16 protein-coding genes are annotated in these 18,537 nt (G+C 68.7%); 3 read left to right on the plus strand and 13 right to left on the minus strand.

Features of this window, described 5'->3' with window-relative positions; genetic code table 11:
* Positions 1 to 36: 36 nt before the first annotated feature.
* Positions 37 to 1,260 (plus strand): ROK family transcriptional regulator, encoded by a 1,224-nt coding sequence (locus G3M62_RS22995; RefSeq protein ID WP_165190866.1) that lies wholly within the window; start codon positions 37 to 39, stop codon positions 1,258 to 1,260.
* A gap of 150 nt (positions 1,261 to 1,410) precedes the next feature.
* Here G3M62_RS22995 and G3M62_RS23000 read toward each other — a convergent pair whose 3' ends face one another.
* The 3 genes from G3M62_RS23000 to G3M62_RS23010 form a co-directional block, all read right to left on the minus strand.
* Complete coding sequence (locus tag G3M62_RS23000) at positions 1,411 to 3,006, minus strand: flavin monoamine oxidase family protein (protein ID WP_165190867.1); 1,596 nt, start codon at positions 3,004 to 3,006, stop codon at positions 1,411 to 1,413.
* Between the two features lie 198 nt (positions 3,007 to 3,204).
* Complete coding sequence (locus tag G3M62_RS23005; protein WP_165190868.1) at positions 3,205 to 4,239, minus strand: aldo/keto reductase; 1,035 nt, start codon at positions 4,237 to 4,239, stop codon at positions 3,205 to 3,207.
* 18 nt (positions 4,240 to 4,257) lie between these two features.
* Positions 4,258 to 5,427, minus strand: coding sequence for an MFS transporter (locus tag G3M62_RS23010; protein WP_165190869.1), 1,170 nt, complete (start codon positions 5,425 to 5,427; stop codon positions 4,258 to 4,260).
* A gap of 100 nt (positions 5,428 to 5,527) precedes the next feature.
* Here G3M62_RS23010 and G3M62_RS23015 point away from each other — a divergent pair, with 100 nt between their 5' ends.
* Positions 5,528 to 6,448 (plus strand): LysR family transcriptional regulator, encoded by a 921-nt coding sequence (locus G3M62_RS23015; RefSeq protein WP_165190870.1) that lies wholly within the window; start codon positions 5,528 to 5,530, stop codon positions 6,446 to 6,448.
* Here G3M62_RS23015 and G3M62_RS23020 read toward each other — a convergent pair.
* The 10 genes from G3M62_RS23020 to G3M62_RS23065 all read right to left on the minus strand — a co-directional run bounded on the left by G3M62_RS23020 (position 6,438) and on the right by G3M62_RS23065 (position 17,615).
* The gene (locus G3M62_RS23020) at positions 6,438 to 6,920 is read right to left on the minus strand and encodes a cupin domain-containing protein (RefSeq protein ID WP_165190871.1); all 483 of its coding nucleotides are present in this window, start codon (positions 6,918 to 6,920) and stop codon (positions 6,438 to 6,440) included. The two genes, G3M62_RS23015 and G3M62_RS23020, sit on opposite strands and share 11 nt — an antisense overlap.
* A complete protein-coding gene (locus G3M62_RS23025) occupies positions 6,917 to 7,840 on the minus strand; it encodes an alpha/beta fold hydrolase (protein ID WP_165190872.1) in 924 nt (307 codons plus the stop codon). Before G3M62_RS23025 ends, G3M62_RS23020 begins: the two co-directional genes overlap by 4 nt.
* 110 nt (positions 7,841 to 7,950) lie before the next feature.
* Positions 7,951 to 9,192, minus strand: a complete 1,242-nt coding sequence (locus G3M62_RS23030; RefSeq protein WP_165190873.1) for a histidine-type phosphatase — start codon at positions 9,190 to 9,192, stop codon at positions 7,951 to 7,953.
* Positions 9,193 to 9,303: 111 nt separating this feature from the next.
* The gene (locus G3M62_RS23035) at positions 9,304 to 10,185 is read right to left on the minus strand and encodes a dienelactone hydrolase family protein (RefSeq protein ID WP_165190874.1); all 882 of its coding nucleotides are present in this window, start codon (positions 10,183 to 10,185) and stop codon (positions 9,304 to 9,306) included.
* Positions 10,186 to 10,282: 97 nt separating this feature from the next.
* Positions 10,283 to 11,128 (minus strand): SDR family NAD(P)-dependent oxidoreductase, encoded by an 846-nt coding sequence (locus tag G3M62_RS23040; protein WP_165190875.1) that lies wholly within the window; start codon positions 11,126 to 11,128, stop codon positions 10,283 to 10,285.
* Between the two features lie 15 nt (positions 11,129 to 11,143).
* A complete protein-coding gene (locus tag G3M62_RS23045) occupies positions 11,144 to 11,728 on the minus strand; it encodes a TetR/AcrR family transcriptional regulator (protein ID WP_165190876.1) in 585 nt (194 codons plus the stop codon).
* Between the two features lie 140 nt (positions 11,729 to 11,868).
* Entirely contained in the window at positions 11,869 to 12,624 is a 756-nt protein-coding gene (locus G3M62_RS23050; RefSeq protein WP_165190877.1) for an SDR family NAD(P)-dependent oxidoreductase, read from the minus strand.
* 13 nt (positions 12,625 to 12,637) lie between these two features.
* Positions 12,638 to 14,227 (minus strand): cytochrome P450, encoded by a 1,590-nt coding sequence (locus G3M62_RS23055; RefSeq protein ID WP_165190878.1) that lies wholly within the window; start codon positions 14,225 to 14,227, stop codon positions 12,638 to 12,640.
* A gap of 58 nt (positions 14,228 to 14,285) precedes the next feature.
* The gene (locus G3M62_RS23060; RefSeq protein ID WP_165190879.1) at positions 14,286 to 14,603 is read right to left on the minus strand and encodes a 2Fe-2S iron-sulfur cluster-binding protein; all 318 of its coding nucleotides are present in this window, start codon (positions 14,601 to 14,603) and stop codon (positions 14,286 to 14,288) included.
* 480 nt (positions 14,604 to 15,083) lie between these two features.
* Positions 15,084 to 17,615 carry a TonB-dependent receptor gene (locus G3M62_RS23065; RefSeq protein WP_165190880.1) on the minus strand — a complete coding sequence of 844 codons (2,532 nt, stop codon included), beginning with the start codon at positions 17,613 to 17,615 and terminating at the stop codon, positions 15,084 to 15,086.
* Between the two features lie 328 nt (positions 17,616 to 17,943).
* Here G3M62_RS23065 and G3M62_RS23070 point away from each other — a divergent pair, with 328 nt between their 5' ends.
* Positions 17,944 to 18,477: a TetR/AcrR family transcriptional regulator gene (locus tag G3M62_RS23070; RefSeq protein ID WP_165190881.1), complete on the plus strand. Its 534-nt coding sequence runs from the start codon at positions 17,944 to 17,946 to the stop codon at positions 18,475 to 18,477.
* Positions 18,478 to 18,537: the final 60 nt, after the last annotated feature.

Consider the following 18,537-nt stretch of genomic DNA (forward strand, 5'->3'; position numbering starts at 1 on the left):
CTAATGGTACGAAGTCGTATCATTTGCAGTTGCCGGATGCCGCCCTTGGAAGCCTCGCGGAAGTCGAACCGGAAGCGCACCTCGGGGGCCAGCCTGTCGGGCGCCAATCTGGAGCGGGTCGGCGACCACAATCAGCGGGTCATCCTGCAGGCCATCCGGGTGGGCGGTCCGATCACCCGCGTGACCCTGGCCAGGATCAGCGGCCTGACCCCGCCGGCCGTCGCCAACATCACCAAGCGCCTGCTGGAAGACGGGTTGATCCTGGAGGCCGGCCGGGTCCAGGGCCCGCGCGGCCAGCCGGCCATGAACCTGACGATCAATCCCGACGGCTGCCTGTCGATCGGCGTCAACATCGACCGCGACCACATCACGGTAGTGATGCTGGACCTGCTGGGCGTGGTGCGGGCGCGGGCCAGCCAGGACATCGAATTCCCCCTGCCCGCCGACGTCGCCAAGTTCTGCAAGACGCAGATCCGCAAGATGCTGGCCGCCTGGAAGGGCGATCCGCCGCGCCTGTCGGGCATCGGCGTCGCCCTGCCCGACGACCTGGGGCGGGTGGACCTGCCGCATCGGCCCAAGGGCTATGAGGTCTGGAGCACGGCCGACATCGGCAAGCTGATGGCCGATGTCCTACCCCTGCCCGTCTTCCTGGAGAACGACGCCGCCGCCGCGGCCCTGGGCGAGCTGCAGTTCGGTCACGGCCTGCGCAAGCCCAGCTTCTTCTACGTGCTGGTATCGGCGGGTCTGGGCGGCGGGCTGGTCATCGAGGGCGACTATTTCCGCGGGGCCCAGGGGCGCAGCGGCGAGATCGGCTTCCTGCCCGCCGGCGCGCCCAAGACCAAGACCCGACCGTTGCAGGAGGTGGTGTCGCTGTCGGCGCTGTACGCCCATCTCGAGGCGGGCGGCGTCGTGGTGACCCGCCCCGACCAACTCGGCGACCTTTCCGCCGATGGCCAGGCCCTGGTCGAGGAGTGGATCGCCCTGTCGGCCAAACTGCTGGTCCAGCCGTTCGTGGCGATCAGCTGCCTGGTCAATCCGGAGGCCATCTATGTGGGCGGCCGCCTGCCCACGGCGTTGCTGGATCGCCTGGTCGCGGCGGTCAACGCCCGCCTGGCCGCGACCCCGGACGTACCGGCCCTGGCCCCGGTGGAGCGAGCCGCCACCTCGGCCGACGGACCGGCCGTGGGCGCGGCCCTGCTGCCGTTCATGGCCCAGCTGCTGCCGTCGCGAACGGCGTTGATGAAGACGGGCCAGGGCTAATAATCCGAATACGGATCATCTACCCAACTTTCCAACATCCCGACGAAAGTCGGGACCCAAGCCGAGCATCCGGACGAGGCGCTGAGCCAGGAGCCACGGAGCCCCCTTGGGTCCCGGCCTTCGCCGGGATGTTGGCGGTTTAGGGAGCGATCAAATCACCCGCTGAGCGGTCACCGGCTGACCCTTGCGGTGCTGGGCGTCGAGCATGACGATGCAGCGGTGGGCCGCGCGGATCGCCCCTTCCTGCCAGGCGCCGACATGGCTGAGATATTCGCCCGCGAAGTGGATCGGCCCGTCGGGCTGGCCCAGCAGGTGATAGTCCGGCTCGTCGTCGCTGGCCCAGCCCACCCCGATGCCGAGATTGTAGGGCACCGCCGCCCACTGCACCTGCAGCGGCTTTTCCAGCAGCTGGCCGCAGCCGGGGTGCATGGCCTCGATGATCTTGCGGGTGTGCTCGATCTGGTCGGCGCGCGGCATCTTGGCCAGTTGGGTGGCCGCCGCCCCGCCGGTATAGGCGCCCAGGATCACCCCGGTCTTGGTGTGCAGGCCGTAGCTGGGGTACCAGACCATGTTGGTCGGCCCCTTCACGAACGAGAGGCCGCCATAGATCTGGTACTTGGGCCCTTCCCAGAAGCGCGGGGCCTGCCAGGCGATCTTGATGCTGTCGCGATAGGGCGTGCGGGCGATGGCGGTCTTATAGGCCGGGCTCAAGTCGTTATCGATCTTGGCCAGCACGGGCAGCGGAATGGTCGAGATGCAGTAGTCCGCCTCGATCGTCAGGTCCTGGTTCGCGACCTTGTCGTGATAGGCGATCTTCACGCCTTTCGCGGTCTTGCGGATCTGGCGCACCTCGCACTGGCGCTTGATGATCTTGGGACCCAGGGCCTTGGCGAAGGCGTGGGGAATGGCGTCCATGCCGCCCTTGGGCTGAAACATGGTGGCCTGCATGTCGATGGTCTCCTCGAACAGCACGCCGTTCCAGAGATCCTCGTCCAGCAGGGCCTTCATGCTGACCGGGTCGAAGGGCGTGGCCTTCTCGTCGCCGGCGCCCGGCTCGATCTTCAGGCCGGCCCGTTCCGAGCCCTTGTAGAGGAGGTCGGTCGACAGATCGCCGTAGGTCTTCAGGAACGCGACCATCCGCTGCTTGTCGTCGGCGGTCAGGTCCTCGTCCAGCGCGCCCTTGTTGATGGCCTTGGCCAACAGCTCGGAGACGTGGCCGCGGGTGTCGTTGACGGCCGTGCGCATCTTGATCGGCTTGCCGTCGTTGGCCATCGGGTTCAGCAGCAGGGCGCTGCGGCTGGTGTTGACCTCGACCTCCAGCTCCACGCCCAGCTCGCGGCAATAGCCCAGCACGATCTGGTGGTGGCTGGGCAGGCGCGCGGCGCCGGCGTTCATGTACTGGCCTTCGTCGAACTCGCAGACCTGCCGCGAGCCGTCGGTCATCTCGATCTTGTCGCCCTTGCGCACCGTCCAGACCCGGCCGCCGGTGCGAGCCCGGGCCTCCAGGATCGTGCAGTCGTAGCCGGCCTTGCCCAGCTCCCACGCCGCCGCCATGCCCGACACGCCCGCGCCCAGGATCACCACCTTGGCGCCCTTGCCGCCACCGCCCTTGGCCAGGTCCGGCGGCGCGCCGGCGAAGGCCGTGGACGGGGCCAGCAGACCCAGCGCCTGCATGGCGGTGAAGGCGGCGCCATAGCCGCCGGCGGCGCCGATGGCGTGGATGAAACTGCGACGGCTGACCGGCATGCAAGACCCCTCTTTGCTGTTGGTTGGGGCTATGCGAGGGCGCCGGCTTCCCGTGGGTCAATCAAACACGACGGCGCCGCGCGTTTGTCCGCCTGGCGCCGCTGGAGCTTGCAGGTCGCGCCGCATTTCGCGGCGCGGAGGTCGCATCCGTGCGCGCTCGTGCAAGTTGCCGGGCGCGCACGGACAAGCGAGTCGAGCCTAGACCGGCGGCGGATTGACCTGTCTGAAGCCGCCCTCGCGCCAGTAGGGATAGTGCGGATAGGCCGGGGTCACGGCGCTGGCGGCGTCGAGACGCGCCACCTGCTCCGGCGTCAATTCCCAGCCGACCGCGCCGAGGTTCTGGCGCAGTTGCTCTTCGTTGCGGGCGCCGACGATGACGCTGGACACGGTCGGCCGACGCAGCAGCCAGTTGATGGCGATCTGCGGCAGGGTCTTGCCGGTCTCGGCGGCGATCTGGTCCAGGACGTCGACCACCGCATAGAGCTTCTCGTCGTCGACCGGCGGACCGGCGTCGGCGGTTTCGTGCAGGCGGCTGACGGCCGGCAGCGGCTGGCCGCGACGAATCTTTCCAGTCAGGCGGCCCCAGCCCAGCGGGCTCCAGACCATGGCCCCGACGCCCTGGTCGATCCCCAGCGGCATCAGCTCGTGCTCGTAGTCGCGGCCGACCAGCGAGTAGTAGGCCTGGTTGGCGACATAGCGCGGCCAGCCGTGCCGATCGGCCGCCGCCAGCGACTTCATCAGCTGCCAGCCGGAGAAGTTGGAGGCGCCGACATAGAGCACCTTGCCGGCCCGCACGAGATCGTCCAGCGCCGACAGCACCTCCTCGACCGGAGTGAAGGCGTCGAAGGCGTGCAGTTGCAGCAGGTCGATGTGGTCGGTGCGCAGGCGCTTGAGCGCCGCCTCGACGCCGCGCGTCAGCCGCAGGCGCGAGGTCCCGCGATCCAGCGGTCCGTCGCCGGACGGCAGGCCCAGCTTGGTCGAGATCAGCGCCTGATCGCGCAGGCCTTCGAGGGCCGCGCCGAGGATCTCTTCCGAAGCGCCGTTCGAATAGACGTCGGCGGTGTCGAACAGATTGACCCCGGCCTCCAGGCAGATCTCGATGATCCGGCGGGCCTCGCGCGCGTCGGTGTCGCCCCAGGCGCTGAACAGTGGGCCCTGGCCCCCGAAGGTGCCCGCGCCGAAGCTGAGGGCCGGAACGCGCAGGCCGGAGCGGCCGAGTTGGCGGTATTCCATGATCCGACGTCCTTTGGGTTAGAGGGCGGCGACGCGCAGGGCGCGGCGTTCGACGGAAAGGCTGAAGGCGGCCAGGGCCAGGGCCGACAGCGGCACGGCGGCGGCGACCAGCGGCACGGCGGCCAGGCCCGGGCCGTGGGCGATCACCGCCCCGCCCAGCCAGGCGCCGAACGCGTTGCCCAGGTTGAAGGCGGCGATGTTCAGGCTGGAGGCCAGGCCCTGGCCCGCGCCGCCGGCCTGCGACAGCACCCGCATCTGCAGCGGCGCGACGGTGGCGAAGGCGGCCGCGCCCAGGCCGAACGCGGCGACCACCGCCCCGATCCGATCGTGAAAGCCGAACGCCGAGGCGACCAGCACAACGGTCAGGATGGCCAGGGTGCCCAGCAGCGCCGGCGCCAGGGCCTTGTCGGCCCAGCGCCCGCCCACCAGGTTGCCGCCCACCAGGCCCGCGCCGAACACCAGCAGGATCGGCGACACGGCCTCCTTCGAGAAACCCGCCAGCTCGGTCAGGATCGGCTGGATGTAGGTGAAGACCGCGAACACCCCGCCAAAGCCGAGGACGGTCATCACCAGACCCATCTGCACCTGCGGCCGGGCGAGCACGGCGAACTCCTCGCGCAGGGGACCAGGCTGGGCCACGTCCTTCTCGCGCGGGACCAAGGCGGCCAGCACGGCGAAGGCGATCAGGCCGATCGCGCCCACCGCCCAGAAGGTGGCGCGCCAGCCGTAGGCCAGGCCCAGCCACGAACCGAACGGCACGCCCAGCAGGGTGGCCAGGGTCAGGCCGGTGAACATGATGGCGATGGCCGAGGCCTTGCGCTGGGGCGGCACCAGGCTGACGGCGACCAGCGAACCGACGCCGAAGAAGGTGCCGTGGGCCAGGGCGGTGACGATCCGCGCGGCCATCAGCAGGCCGTAGGTCGGAGCCAGGGCGGCGGCGATGTTGCCGATCGTGAAGATGGCCATCAGCACCAGCAGGGTGGTCTTGCGCGGCAGGCGGCGGGTGGCGATCGTCAGGATCGGCGCGCCGACGAACACGCCCAGGGCGTAGCCGGTCATCAGCAGTCCGGCCTGCGGGATCGAGACCCCGAGATCGGCCGAGACCTGCAGAAGCAGGCCCATGATCACGAATTCGGTGACGCCGATCCCGAAGGCGCCGACGGTCAGGGCGTAGAGGGCTAGGGGCACGGGCAAGGCTCCTGAAGGATTTCGAGCCGCAGAGGTAGGCCCTCGGCGCTCCATGAACTAGACTGTCGGAACGACAGACATCTGTGAGTTGAAGTCAAAGATGGCCAGGCTGGAGATCAACCGTTCGGGCGAGATGGAAGTGTTCGCCCGGGCCGTGGAGCTGGGCGGCTTTTCGCCGGCCGCGCGTGAACTGAAGATGACACCCTCGGCGATCAGCAAGCTGGTCAGCCGGATGGAGGCCCGGCTGGGCGCGCGGCTGATCAACCGCTCGACCCGCAAGCTGACTTTGACGGCCGAGGGCCAGCTGTTTCACGAGCGGGCGTTGCGGGTGCTGGCCGACCTGGACGAGGCCGAGAGCGCCGTCGCCGCCAGCCTGACCCCGCGCGGGCGAGTGCGGATCAACTCCAATGTCCCGTTCGGCCTGCACCATCTGCTGCCTCTCGTGCCGAAGTTCTCGGCGGCGTTTCCGAAGGTGATCCTCGACATCGTGCTCAGCGACACAGTCGTGGACCTGATGGACGCCCGCACCGACGTGGCCATCCGCGTGGGGCCGATGCGGGCCTCGCAGCTGATGGCCCGCAAGCTGGGCGAAAGCCCGATGGCCGTGGTCGCCTCGCCCGCCTACCTGGCCCGCCACGGAACCCCGAAGACCCCCCGCGACCTGACCGCCCACAACGGCATCGGCTTCAACTTCGCCCGTCATTGCGACAAGTGGGCGTTCGTCGAGGGCGGCCAGCGCCTGTCCTTGCCGATCCATGGCGACGCCACGGCGGGCGACGGCGAGACCGCGCGTCAGCTGGCCCTGGTCGGCCAGGGCCTGGCCCGGCTGGCCCACTTCCACATCGGCGGCGACATCGCCGCCGGGCGGCTGGTTCCGGTGCTGGAGACGTACAATCCCGGCGATGTCGAGGAAATCCACGCCGTCTATGTCGGCCATGGCGGCCAGCTGCCCAGCCGGGTGCGGGCGTTGATCGACTTCCTGGTCGAGGAAGTCGATCTGCACGCGCCGTCTAGGGTTTAGGCTTAGGCGCGGCCGTCGGGTCGACATAGACCGTGTCGGTCGGGCCGTAGCCGAAGATATAGACCACCACCGGCTCGCCCCGGGTCAGGGCGAAGTGATGGTCGCCGGCCGGCTCGGTGTAGAAGCTGCCCGGCGGCAGGGCCTTGACCTTGGTCTCCTCGGCCTTGTCGCCATAACCGAAGAACCAGGTTCCCGAGACCACCACCGCCGTGCGCTCGTCGCGGTGGCTGTGGGCGGAGATCCGGGTGTTGGCCGGCGCCCAGAGGCGGATCGTGTAGGGACCCGGCTTGGTCGGGTCGCCGGCCAGGACCGAGGTCTGGATCCCGACGACGCCCGAGGACCCCGGACCGGCCCCGCCTTGGGCCAAGGTGGCGATCTCGGCCGGCGTGAGGCGCAGCTCCGCGCTGGGGGCGGCGCCGGCCCCCGTCGCGGTCAGCAGGACCGCGACGAAGGCGAGAGCGGCGGCCCTCACAGGGACTTGTCCAGGAAAGGACGCACCAGGGCGATCGTGCCCGTGGGGTTTTCTTCCATGATCCAGTGGCCGGAAGCCGGGACCACGCCCTCGGTGACGTTGTCGGCGGCGGCGCGCATGACCGTGGCCATCATCGGGCCGAACGACTTCTCGCCGCCCAGGGCCAGGACCGGCATGGTCAGCTTGCCGTACTGGGCCAGGAAGGCCTTGTTATCGATGGCGTCCTGGTCGAAGGCGTGGAACTGCTCGAAGCCGGCGTGCATCGCGCCCGGACGGGCGTAGAGCGCGGCGTAGTGCTGGCGCGAGGCCTCGTCGAACTTCTTGGGATCAGCCGAGAACTCGTTCCAGAAGCGGTCCAGATAGATGCGCTCGCGGCCGGCGACCAGGCGCTCCATGTCGGGGCCGCCGAACCGGAAGTGCCACAGCAGCGGGTTCTTCAGGACCTCTTCCCAGGGGCCGACGCCCGGCACCGGCGCGTCGATCAGCACCAGGCGGGTCACGCGCTTCTGGTTCTGCACGGTGAAGGCGTAGGCGACCATGTTGCCGATGTCGTGGGCGACCACGTCGGTCTTGTCGATCTTCAGCGTGTCCAGCACGCCGGCCACGTCCTTGGCCTGGTTCTTCTTGTCGTAGCCGCCATCCGCCGGCTTGCTCGACAGGCCCATGCCGCGCAGGTCGGGCACCACCACGGTGTGGTCGCGGGCCAGGTCGGCGGCCATCGGCGCCCACATGTCGCCGGTCTCGCCATAGCCGTGCAGCAGCACGACAGCCGGGCCCTTGCCGCCGACCCGGACGTGGATTGTCGTGCCGTTGGTGGTGATCTCCTGGGTCTTGAACGACGCCGGGAAGGCGGGGACTTCGGCGTGGGCGGCGCCGGCCAGGGAAAGCAGGGCGACGGCCCAAAGGAACAGGCGTTTCATAACGAACCTCCAGATTGGAGCGCCAACCTGGGCCCTGAACGCCTTTCCGGCTTGGAGAATCCCACTCGGACTAGGCGATTACCGCCAAGGACAGGCGGTGAGGAAACGGTTCAGCGCGCGGCCGGGGCCGCCAACTTGTCGCCGACGATCTTGCGGAAGGTCTCCAGCGGGCAAAGCGTGGGCTGGCCCTTCACGCCGCAGCCCGGGATCGGGAAATAGGCGTAGGCCGGCGGATTGGCGGCGGTCAGCGGCCGCAGCTCGCGCAGCTGGTCCAGGCTCTGGGCGGTATAGAAGGCCCGCACGAAGGCTTGGCCGCCGGCATCCTTCAGCAGCTCGAAGCCCATGGCCCCGCCGGGCGGCGGATCGTCCTGGGGATAGTCGGCGGCGGTGAAGTGCACGTCGAGAAAGCCGCCCAGGGCCGCGATATTGGTGTCGTGACCGACCAGCAGGGTCAGCCGGCCGGTGTCGGCCTCGCCGTTCAGCGCCGCCAGGATCCGCCGGGCGACCGGAGCGGCATAGCGCTCGGACATGTAGGCCGGTCGCGCCTCGTAGCGGAACTTCACGGTGTGGAACCGCAGCATCGCCTGGATGTCGGCCTTAGAGGCGCGGCCCCAGCCAACCTGATCCATCGGCTTGCCTTCGACATATTCCAGCAGCACCGTCTGGCCGGCGGTGGAGGCGATGGCCAGGGCGCCGTCGACGTCGGGCCCCTCGTGCGGATTGGCCTTCAGGCTGGACGGCCGCTGGGCGATCCCGCAGCCGGCCTTGGTGGCCGGATCACAGCCCAGCACCTTCTGCAGGACCGCGAAGTCGGCGGCGTGCAGGCGCGTCTCGGCGGTCAGGCCCGGCTTCGTGGCCTGGGCGGCCTTCAGGGCAACGGCCCCGTCGATGGTCTCGCCGCTGTCCAGCGGGTGGAAGACCGGGTCGTTGTCCTCGCTGTCGGGATGGGCGACGGCGATCCCGCAACCCGGCTGTAGGCCCTCGGTGAAGGCCTTGGCGGTCTTGATGGCGCGCGACTTGCCGCTGGCCCAGACCACGACCTCACCGGCCGGCGCGCAGCCGGCGCCGGGCAGCAGGCCACGCGACGCCAAGAAGGTGCGGCTGTAGACGCCCATCAGCCGCGCCCCTTCGGCGCCGTGATCGGTCAAGTCGCCATAAGGGGTGGTCCAGCTGGACCACGGCTGGGCGGTCGTGCCCTCTGGCGTCGCCTGGGCCTTGGTCGGCGGACGCACGCCGTGGCGCATCAGCATGACCACGCGCTCGAGCTTCAGATCCGAAGTCGGAGCGGCGGCGAAGGCGGGGACGGGCGCGGCCAGGACCAACGCCAGCATCAGAGTGCGAACGGTCGACATGAGGTCCCCCCGGATTTCGTAGCCGGACCGACTAGACCCGTCCCGCGACAGCCGTACGACAGGCCTCGCGCCGATAGGGGGACACGCCCAAGGGCATGTCCCCGCTCGTGGTCAGGCCAGCACCTTCTTGTAGAGCGCCAGCAGATTGGCCCAGGCCTTCTCGGCGGCGGCCTCGTTGTAGACGGCGCTGCCCTTGACGGTCCAACCGTGGGCCGCGCCCTCGAACACCTCGACCTGGGCCAGGCGCTTGGCCTCGGCGAAGGCGGCTTTCAGCTTGTCCTTCACGGTGGGGTCGGACTTGTCGTCGTTGTCGGCGACCTCGATCAGATATTCGGCGTGGGTCTTGGGGATCAGCAGGTGCGGGCTGGTCGGCTCGCCCGTGACCAGGCCGCCGCCGTGGAAGGTGGCCACCGCCGCGATACGGCCGGGCGCGACCGCCGCGGTGCGGAACGACAGGGGGCCGCCCATGCAATAGCCTTGGACGCCGATCTTCTTGGCCTTGTTGGTCTGGGGCTGGGCGTCGAGGAAGGCGACATAGGCGGCGGCGTCGCGGTCGGTGCCCTCCGGCGTCACCGTGGCCCGCAGCGGGGTCAGCTTGGCGCGATCGTCGGGCTTGGAGAAGTCGAAGGTCCCGTCGATCACCGGCGCCTTCTGGACCCGGTAGTAGAGGTTGGGGACCAGCACCACGTAGCCGGCCGCGGCCAGCCGCTTGCCCATGTCGCGGAACACCAGCCGCAGGCTCAGCACGTCCGGCCAGACCAGCACCGCGGGCCATTTTCCCCCATTCTTGGTACTTGGGCCTTCGGGGTAGAACAGGGCCGCGTCGGCGACGCCGTCGGGCGTCTTGATCACGACATCCTTTTCGACCACCGCGCTCTGCGCCCCGGCGGCGGTCGCGGCGAGGCCGCCCAGCGCCGCGGCGGCCAGGCCGAACGTCCGGCGCGACAGGCGGGGATCGTGGACCAGACCCGGGTGGATATCGTCGTCACACATGCGAGCAGTCTCCGTGGGGCGGGAAATGAGGCGCCGAACGTGCGACGCGTCCGGGCCGAACGCAACGGGGAAACCGCCCCGAGACCGCCGCCCAGGTCTAATCGTCCTGAGCGCGGTCGAAGGCGGCGATCAGGTCGTCGCAGCGGTCCACGAGTTCGTCGCGATAGGCGCCGTGGCTGACGATGAAGCGCTGGTTGGCGACCAGGTCGGCCAGCAGGTTGCGGGTCGCGTGCTCGGGGGTGACCACGGGCTCGGGCCTGGTCCCCTGGCGGCTGGCCAGCATGGCGTCGATGTCGGCGCGCTCCAGCACCGATGGCCCCAGCGCCTCGGGTCGGGCCAGGCGGCTGCTTTCCAGATGGCGCGAGGCCATGCCGGCCGGAAAGAACACCGAGACGCCGATGTCCTCGGGCGCTAGCTCCATCCGCAGGGTCTCGCCATAGCCCATGACGGCGTACTTGCTGGCGATATAGGCGGCCATGCGCACCCCGGGCGTCAGCACCGAGGAAGACGCGGTGACCAGGACTCGCCGCAGGCCCCGGCTCTCGCGTAACAGCGGCAGGAAGGCGCCGACGGTGTTCACGACGCCCAGCACATTGACGTCCAGCACCCAGCGCCAGTCGTTGGCGGTCAGCTTGTCGATGGCGCCGAACTGCTGAACCCCGACATTGGCGCAGAGCACGTTGCAGCCGCCGAATTCCGCCCGCGCCGCCTCGGCCGCGCGCGCCATCGCGGCGGGATCGGCGACGTCGACGCCCAGGGCGATCGCCCGGCCGCCTTGGTCACGGACCCTCTGCGCCTGCTGCTCGGCCCGCGCCTCGTCGATGTCGAGCGCGACGATCGCCATGCCGACCTCGGCGAAGCGGCCGACCATGGCCGCGCCCAGGCCCGATCCGGCCCCGGTGACGACCGCGCATCCGCTCCAGGCGGCGTTCGTGGAGGCCATGGCGTGCTCCGTCGATCAGGCCGGCTTGGCCAGGAAGTTCGGCGCGCCCAGCGGCGGCTCGCGCCCCTCGGCGAAAGCCCGCAGGCACTCGTCGGTGAATGCCAGCATTTCGGCGTGCCCCAGCTTCACGTCGATGGCCGCCTCCAGGGTCAGCATCTGCGACAGGCTGGTCAGCAGCACGGTGGCGACCAGGGGATGCAAGGTCTGCGCCTGTCCCCGGGCCTTGACGTGCTCGACCAGGCCCTTGGCCTGCATGGCCCGGAACTCCTCGCCGAAGCGCGAGACCTCGGCGCGAACCGCCGGGCGGCGGTTGGCCAGGGCGTTCAGCTCCAGCGACAGCGACGCCTGGGCCGGATCGCTGTTGAGGTCCCAGAGCGCGCGCAGCGGCTCGTCGCTGGCCAGGGCCGCCTTGATGCGTTCGCGCATCTGGTCGGCCCCGCGCCGGATCACCGCGATGAACAGCTCGTCCATCGAGTGGAAGTAATAGTGGACGATCTGGCGCTTGAGATTGACCCGGTCGGCCAGGGTGCGGGACGTGACGGCGGGATAGCCCTCCTCGCGGATCAGCTGTTCGGCGGCCTCGATCAGCTCGGCGCGCACCGCCGAATCTTCCGGTCCCCTGCGACGGTTCGACACCATTTTCCCGTACCTGCTCCGGCTGTCGCCCGCGGGCGCCAAGGCGTCGCCGCTACGACGAATGCGCGGCGACGGCAAGCGCCCCTCCTCGCGGAAGGCCGAGCCTACATCCACGATCCGCCGTTCACGTTGATCTCCTGGCCGGTGATGTAGCTGGCCTTGTCCGAGCACAGGAATTCGCAGGCGTTGGCGATGTCCTCGGGCGTGCCCGGTCGCTGGATCGGGATCATCTGGGCGATCACTTCCAGCGGCGGCACCTGGCCCGCCGCCTCGCCGGCCCGCGCCAGCGGCGTGTCGACCAGCGACGGCGGGATGGTGTTGACCGTGATCCCCAGCGGGGCCAGCTCGCGAGCCAGCGACCGGGTCAGCCCGATCACCCCGCCCTTGGAGGCCGCGTAGTGGGCGCGATCCTGGGCGCCGGACTGGGCGGCCTGGGACGAGATCGTCACGATCCGCCCCCACTTGGCGTCGGCCATGTCGGCGATCGCCGGCTGCAGGGTGTGGAACACGCCCGTCAGATTGACGTCGATCATCCGCTGCCACGCCTCGATGGACAGGGTGCGGAAGTCGGCGCTGACCGAGATCCCGGCGTTGGCGATGACGATGGCGATCGGCCCCAGCGTCTTGCGCACGGCGGCGTAGGCCGCCTCGACCTGGCCCCGGTCGGACACGTCGGTCTTGAGGCCCAGCACCTTGGCGCCGGCGGCGGCCAGGGCGGCGCTTTCGCGTTCCAGCGCCGCCTCCTGCATGTCGAGCATGGCGACCGGGTGGCCGCTCGCGGCGAATAGCTTGCTGATCCCCAGGCCGATGCCCGACGCGCCGCCGGTCACCACGACGACCCGTTTGCTGTTGATGGTCATTGACTCATCCCTCTCAGTGTTTGACCGGCAGCTTGGCGAGTTCGGCGTCGATCGCGTCCAAGGCCTCGTTGGTGAACATTTCCGGCGCGAACTTCTGGACCATCCGCAGGGTCATGCCCTTGCCCATGCCGATGCGCGGATCGGTGCTGACGCCGGGGAAGTGCCTGTCCAGCACCGCCGTCGCCGCCGGATCGGCCAGCAGCACGCCCAGCCGGGTCTCGCCCGTGGAATAGGGCTTGGGCGCGGCGGCCTTGTCGTCCTTCTTGCCGAACAATCCGAAGAGCCCGCGCTTGGGCTTGTCCGCCTTGGCGGGCTCGGGCGGCTTGAAGCCTGCGGCGGGCGTCAGCTTCAGGTGCAGATTGCCCAGGCCGCGAATGATGAAGCTGGGCTCGAACTCCAGGGTCCGCGCGCCGGGCGGACCGTGCTTTTCCTCGACCAGTTCGATGTTGGAGGTGTGTTCGAGGAACTTCTCCAGGATCAGCCGCACCTCCACCCGGGCCAGCGGCGCGCCGGCGCAGACGTGGGCCCCGCGCCCAAAGGCCAGGTGCTCCTTGATGCGCGGGCGGTTCAGGGTGAAGGCCTGGGGGTCTTCCCAACGGCGCGGATCGCGATTGGCGGCGGCCAGGGCGATCATCACCTTGGTGCCGGCGGGCGTTTCCAGGTGGCCGATCCGGCTGTCCTTGCGGGCGATACGGGCGGTCATCTTGGTGGAGCCCTCGACCCGGAGCACCTCCTCCAGCAGCGGCGCGATCAGCTTGGGATCGGCGCGCAGCTGGTCCTGCAGGCCGGGCTGGTCGACGATGAACTTCATCGCATTGCCCAGCAGCTTGGCGCTGGTGTCCTGGCCGGCCCCGAACAGGAAGGTGGCCAGCCGCACGATCTCCAGGGCGTCGGGCGTCGAGCCGTCGGGATATTTGGCGTTGGCCAGCTCCGACAGCACGTCGTCGCGCGGGTTCTCGCGGCGGTCGTGGACGTAGCCGACGAAATAGCCGCCCATCAGCACCAAGGGCTGGTTCTGGGCGATCAGGTCATTGGCGTCGAGGCTGCCGGGCGGCGGCCCCGCCTCGATGGCGTCCATGAACAGCTGGCGGTCGTCGGCCGGCACGCCCAGCAGATCGGCGATCACCAGGGTGACGAACGGAGTGGCGATCTCCTTGATCAGGTCACAGCCGCCCTTGGCCACCGCACCCCGGACCAGCTCGTCCGAGAACTCGGCGATGAACGCCTCGTTGGCCTTGAGCCGCGACGGGGTGAACAGGCCGCCGATCAGGGCGCGCGAGAAGGCGTGAGGACGGTCGTCGAGGGACACCAGCAGGTCGCCGCCGACGAACTCGGTGCGATGGGCCTCGATCTGCGGGGTGATGTCCGAGCCCTGCGGCTGGAACGGCAGGGCCGCGGCGGGGCCCTGGGGCGCCAGGACCGACGAGAAGTCCTCGGTGTTCTTCAACACCTCCAGCGCCTCGTCGAACCCGGTGACCACCACGATCCCGCTCTCGGGCAGTTGGTAGATCGGTCCCTTGGCCCGGACGGCTTCGAAATAGGCGTAGGGGTCCTTCAGGATCTCGTGGTCGCTGAAGTAGTCGCGCTCTTCTAGGTTTTGCATGGCGGCTCTCGCTTGGCGGCGGTCGTGCTGTGGGCGGCGAAGGGTCTCGGGCGGACGGTCAGTCTTCCTCGGCGATCGTCACGCGAAGGCCGGCGAGCCCGTCGTTCAGGCGGATCTGGCAGGACAGGCGCGAGCGCTCGTTGCGGTAGCTGGAGGAGTCGAGCAGGTCGTTCTCGTCCTCGCTCATCGGCGGCAGGGCGGCGACGAATTCGGGATCGACATGGACGTGGCAGGTCGCGCAGGAGCAGACCCCGCCGCACAGCGCCATCAGTTCGTCGACGCCCCCGTCGCGGATCACTTCCATGACGCTCAAGCCGTTGGCGCCGTCGAGCGCCAGGGTTTCGCCTTCTCGGGTGGTGACGATCACTTCGGGCATCTTGTGAGACCTGCGCTTCCTCGGGCCCGGCCTTTCCTCGACAGGGTCGGCGAGGCGGCGGGACGTTGCTAGACAACTGCATAGCGCCCTGTCGCGAGGCGCGTCAATGGGCCGACGCAAATTTGCTAGACAGATGACTAGCACAACTTGACGTCGGCGACAATTTCGCGCTATGCATGTGTCTAGCAACGACGCCTTTGTCCTCCCTAAGGAGTGGCGCCGTGGCTGGAGATGGGGCGAGTTTTCCGCCGCTCGGCGGGACGCCTCTATCTCTCCACTGCTGCCGGACGGCGCCTCCGGCAGCTATTTTTCGAGATCGCCCTGGATCAGCCGGGCCGGATCTCGCGACGCTCCCCGCCCAGCTCAACCCACGCCGAGACGCACGCATTCGAACGCGACGACGCGCCAATGGCGCGCCGCCCTGAAGCCCGATGCGACGGGACGCTCGCGCAAGCGCCCCGTCGACAAAAGCCGCTCGTCCTAGAAGCCGACCCGCAGGCGCGCGCCGATCATGCGCGGCTCGCCCAGGGTCGCGATCTCGAACCCGGCCGTCGAGAACAGGCCCGGCACGTAGGTGTAGTACTGCTCCTTGGTCACGTTGGTGGCGAACACCGCCAGGTCGACCCGCGAGCCCAGGAACTGCTTCCAGTCGATGTTCAGGTTCAGCAGGTCGAGCGATGGCAGGACGCCGATGTCGACGCCGCCCGTCAGGGCCAGGCTAGCCGGCGACAGCGAGGCGTAGCTGGAGCGCTGGCTGCTGACATGGCTGAAGGTCGCCCCCAGGCTGATCTTGCCAAGCGTCTCGGCCACCGGCAGCCGGTAGCTGGCCGACAGCACCAGCTTGTGCTTGGGCGCCAGGGCCAGCTCGTCGCCCGCCGCCACCTCAGAGGTCACGACATAGGGGTCGCTGGCCGGCAGGGTGACGGGCGTGATCGATTTGATCTCGGTGTTCAGATAGCTGTAGCCGAGATTGAGGGCGAAGCCGGTGAACGGCCGGACCCCGGCTTCCAGCTCCAGGCCATAGATCCGCGACTGGCCCGCATTGACCGGCCCGGCGGTCGCCGAGACGCTGCCCGCCACCGCCGGATTGTCGCCGAACCCGACCTGCAGCTGCTGGTCGGAGAAGTCGTTGTAGAACGCCGCGACATTGAACGTGCCCGGCACGCGCCCCTTGAAGCTGGTCTTCAGGCCGACCTCGTAATTGTCGACCTTTTCCGGACGGAAGATGGAATAGGCCGTCGGCGCGTCCGACTTGATGCCGCCGGTGCGATAGCCCCGCGCGTACTTGGCGTAGAGCAGCAGGTCCTCGTAGGGCTTGTAGTCCAGATCGACCATCCAGGTCGGGGCCGACGACTTCTGTTCCAGCGCCAGGCTGCAGGCCGGCAGGACGGTGTTGGGCCGCAGGCAATAGGCCGTCGCCGGGCCGGCCGGGAACGGGAAGGTCGGAAAACGATAGCTGATCTGCTCGGACCGGCTCTCCTGGCGATCCCAGGTGTAGCGGATACCGCCCGTCAGCCGCAGCTTGGCGTTCAGGTCATAGCTGGCCTGGGCGTAGGTGCCGATGCTGCGGGTCTTCAGCTTGCCGACCGTGTAGTTGACGCTGCCGGCCTGGATGGGCGGGATCACCCCGCCGATGACCAGCGGCAGGACGTTCGGATCCAGATTGGCCAGGAAGCCCAGGATGTCCGTGCACTGCAGGGTTTCGATGCTGGTGCAGTTGATGGTGTTGGGTGACTGCGAACCCGTCAGGCCGATGGGCTGGGCGTACTCGTAATAGGCGCCGGCCTGCCAGGTGAGACGGTTGTCGCCGCTGCGCCCCTGCAATTGCAGCTCTTCGGTAAAGGTCGACTGGTCGGCCGCGCCGTTGGCGTTCGGGGCCGGCACGATAGTCGCGAAGTTGAACGGGAAGCTGGGCAGGTTCAGCGCCGGCACGGGTGGCGTGGCGAACTGGGTGCCGAACAGCGCCGTCCGCAGGGTCTGCTTCAGCTCCGCGTAGCTGATGATGTTCTTGACGGTGACGTTGTCCGACGCGCTCCAGGTCGTGGTGTTGATGATCTGGGCGCTCTTGAGGTTCGATTCCGGACCCGGAAGATCGCTGCGGGCGGTGTAGAAGCCCTCGCCCTTGGCGGCCGCGTCGGCCATCTGGCCGCAGGCGAAGCCGCCCAGCCCGGTATTGGGATCGCAGGCGATCACCTTCTCGAGCGGGCCGTTAGTCTTGGACTTGTTGTACGAGACGATGACGTAGTTTTCGAGATTGGGCGTGATGTCGACGACCACGCTGCCGCGCACGGCCCAGTAGTCGATGTTACTGAAGTCGCTGGGGCCAATGCCGCTGGTGTTCTTCAGCCAGCCGTCGCGAACCTGACGGTCCAGGCTGAGCCGCGCCCGCACCTTGTCGCCCAGCGGCGCGTTAATCACCGCCTGCAGGCGGCGCATGTCGTAGTTGCCGACCGAGCCCTCGACATAGCCCTCGAATTCGTAGCTCGGCTTCCTGGGCACCAGCAGCACCGCGCCGCCGGTGGTGTTGCGCCCGAACAGCGTGCCTTGCGGGCCTTTCAGCACCTGGACGTTCTGGAGGTCGAAATAGCTGCCGGGCCCCGCGCCGTCGCCGGTCGAGAAGCTGGGGCTGCCGCCGCGCGGCGCCACGACGTCGGCGAAATAGACGCCCACCGAGGGCGCGGTGCCGATGTCCTGCACGAAGCCGCGGATGGCGAAGGTGGAGTTGTCGCTGCCGAAGCTGCTGTTGGCCGACAGGGACGGCGTGTAGCGCGCCAGGTCCTCGGCGTTGACGATGTTCTGCTGGGTCAGCTGGTCCTGGTTGAAGACCGTGATCGAGATCGGCACGTCCTGCAGACGCTCCTCGACCCGGCGGGCCGTCACGACCACGTCCTCCAGGACCTGCGGCGCGTTGGCGTTGGACGAGGCGGTTTTCGCGGTCTGCGCCAACGCCGGCTGGGCGAGCGCGAGGCTGGATGTCGCAAGCAGACACAGCCGGATGCAGGTAACCTTCATGCGTAAGAACTCCCCTTTGTAAGTGTCGGCCTTCAGCAGGGACGCGGGTGATCCGTGTTCCTGCTCGGCCGTGTCTCGTTGTTTGAGTGTTGTTCGATGCGTTCGGCGGCGCTGCTGCGCTAAATCCTGGTCTCGGCGATCCCCTTGTCAGCGGTTCGATGTTCAGGCGCAGAATATCGCGGGCCGGTGGCCTAACCCGTGCTACCCCCAGCAGCGTTGGGTTTCGGAGGTCCGCGTGAAGGCGAAGCAAGGCCGGTCGCCAGAGATAAGCGACACAGTGACGCATAAAATATCGCCCTTCCGCTCGTCAAGCGTGAAGGACGCCCGGATGGTGCGGTCGGCCAATGCGATCGCCGGGGCGTTGTTGCGCCTGCTCGAGCAGAAAACTTTCGATCAGATCACGGTCCGCGAGATCTGCGCGGAGGCGAAGGTCCACTACGCCACCTTCTTCCGGCATCACCCGACCAAGGAGGCGCTGCTCGACCATGTGGCGGCCGACCAGATCGACCAGCTGGTGGCCCTGTCCCTGCCCATTCAGGACAGCGTCGACACCGAAGCCGCCTTCATCGCGCTCTGCGCCTATGTCGACGATCACCGGGTGCTGTGGACCGCCCTGCTGAACGGCGGGGCGGGCGGCGCCATGCGCGAGGAATTGTTGCGGATCGCCAAGGTGCTGGCGGTCGAGCGGTCGCCGACCGGCCACTGGCTGCCGGTGGACCTGGCCACCGTCTGCACCGTGACCCTGATCGTCGAGACCCTGTCTTGGTGGCTGGGCCAGCCCACCGGTCAGGTCTCGATCGAGCAGCTGGCGAAGATCCTCACCAGGCTCATCACGACGACAACGGCCCTAGGTTCGCCCTAGGATTGAGCAAGTGTTTGGAAATAAGAGAGAAATGGCGCGCAGAATCGAACGGTGAGGAGA

This window comes from Caulobacter soli, assembly GCF_011045195.1.
GTDB classification, from domain to species: Bacteria; Pseudomonadota; Alphaproteobacteria; order Caulobacterales; family Caulobacteraceae; genus Caulobacter; species Caulobacter soli.

Coding starts and splice junctions, on each gene's coding strand:
- G3M62_RS22995 (WP_165190866.1), top strand. CDS start 37: ATGCCGCCCTTGGAAGCCTCGCGGAAGTCGAACCGGAAGCGCACCTCG.
- G3M62_RS23015 (WP_165190870.1), top strand. CDS start 5,528: ATGGCCAGGCTGGAGATCAACCGTTCGGGCGAGATGGAAGTGTTCGCC.
- G3M62_RS23000 (WP_165190867.1), bottom strand. CDS start 3,006: ATGCCGGTCAGCCGTCGCAGTTTCATCCACGCCATCGGCGCCGCCGGC.
- G3M62_RS23005 (WP_165190868.1), bottom strand. CDS start 4,239: ATGGAATACCGCCAACTCGGCCGCTCCGGCCTGCGCGTTCCGGCCCTC.
- G3M62_RS23055 (WP_165190878.1), bottom strand. CDS start 14,227: ATGCAAAACCTAGAAGAGCGCGACTACTTCAGCGACCACGAGATCCTG.
- G3M62_RS23060 (WP_165190879.1), bottom strand. CDS start 14,603: ATGCCCGAAGTGATCGTCACCACCCGAGAAGGCGAAACCCTGGCGCTC.
- G3M62_RS23025 (WP_165190872.1), bottom strand. CDS start 7,840: ATGAAACGCCTGTTCCTTTGGGCCGTCGCCCTGCTTTCCCTGGCCGGC.
- G3M62_RS23040 (WP_165190875.1), bottom strand. CDS start 11,128: ATGGCCTCCACGAACGCCGCCTGGAGCGGATGCGCGGTCGTCACCGGG.
- G3M62_RS23070 (WP_165190881.1), top strand. CDS start 17,944: ATGGTGCGGTCGGCCAATGCGATCGCCGGGGCGTTGTTGCGCCTGCTC.
- G3M62_RS23050 (WP_165190877.1), bottom strand. CDS start 12,624: ATGACCATCAACAGCAAACGGGTCGTCGTGGTGACCGGCGGCGCGTCG.
- G3M62_RS23030 (WP_165190873.1), bottom strand. CDS start 9,192: ATGTCGACCGTTCGCACTCTGATGCTGGCGTTGGTCCTGGCCGCGCCC.
- G3M62_RS23035 (WP_165190874.1), bottom strand. CDS start 10,185: ATGTGTGACGACGATATCCACCCGGGTCTGGTCCACGATCCCCGCCTG.
- G3M62_RS23065 (WP_165190880.1), bottom strand. CDS start 17,615: ATGAAGGTTACCTGCATCCGGCTGTGTCTGCTTGCGACATCCAGCCTC.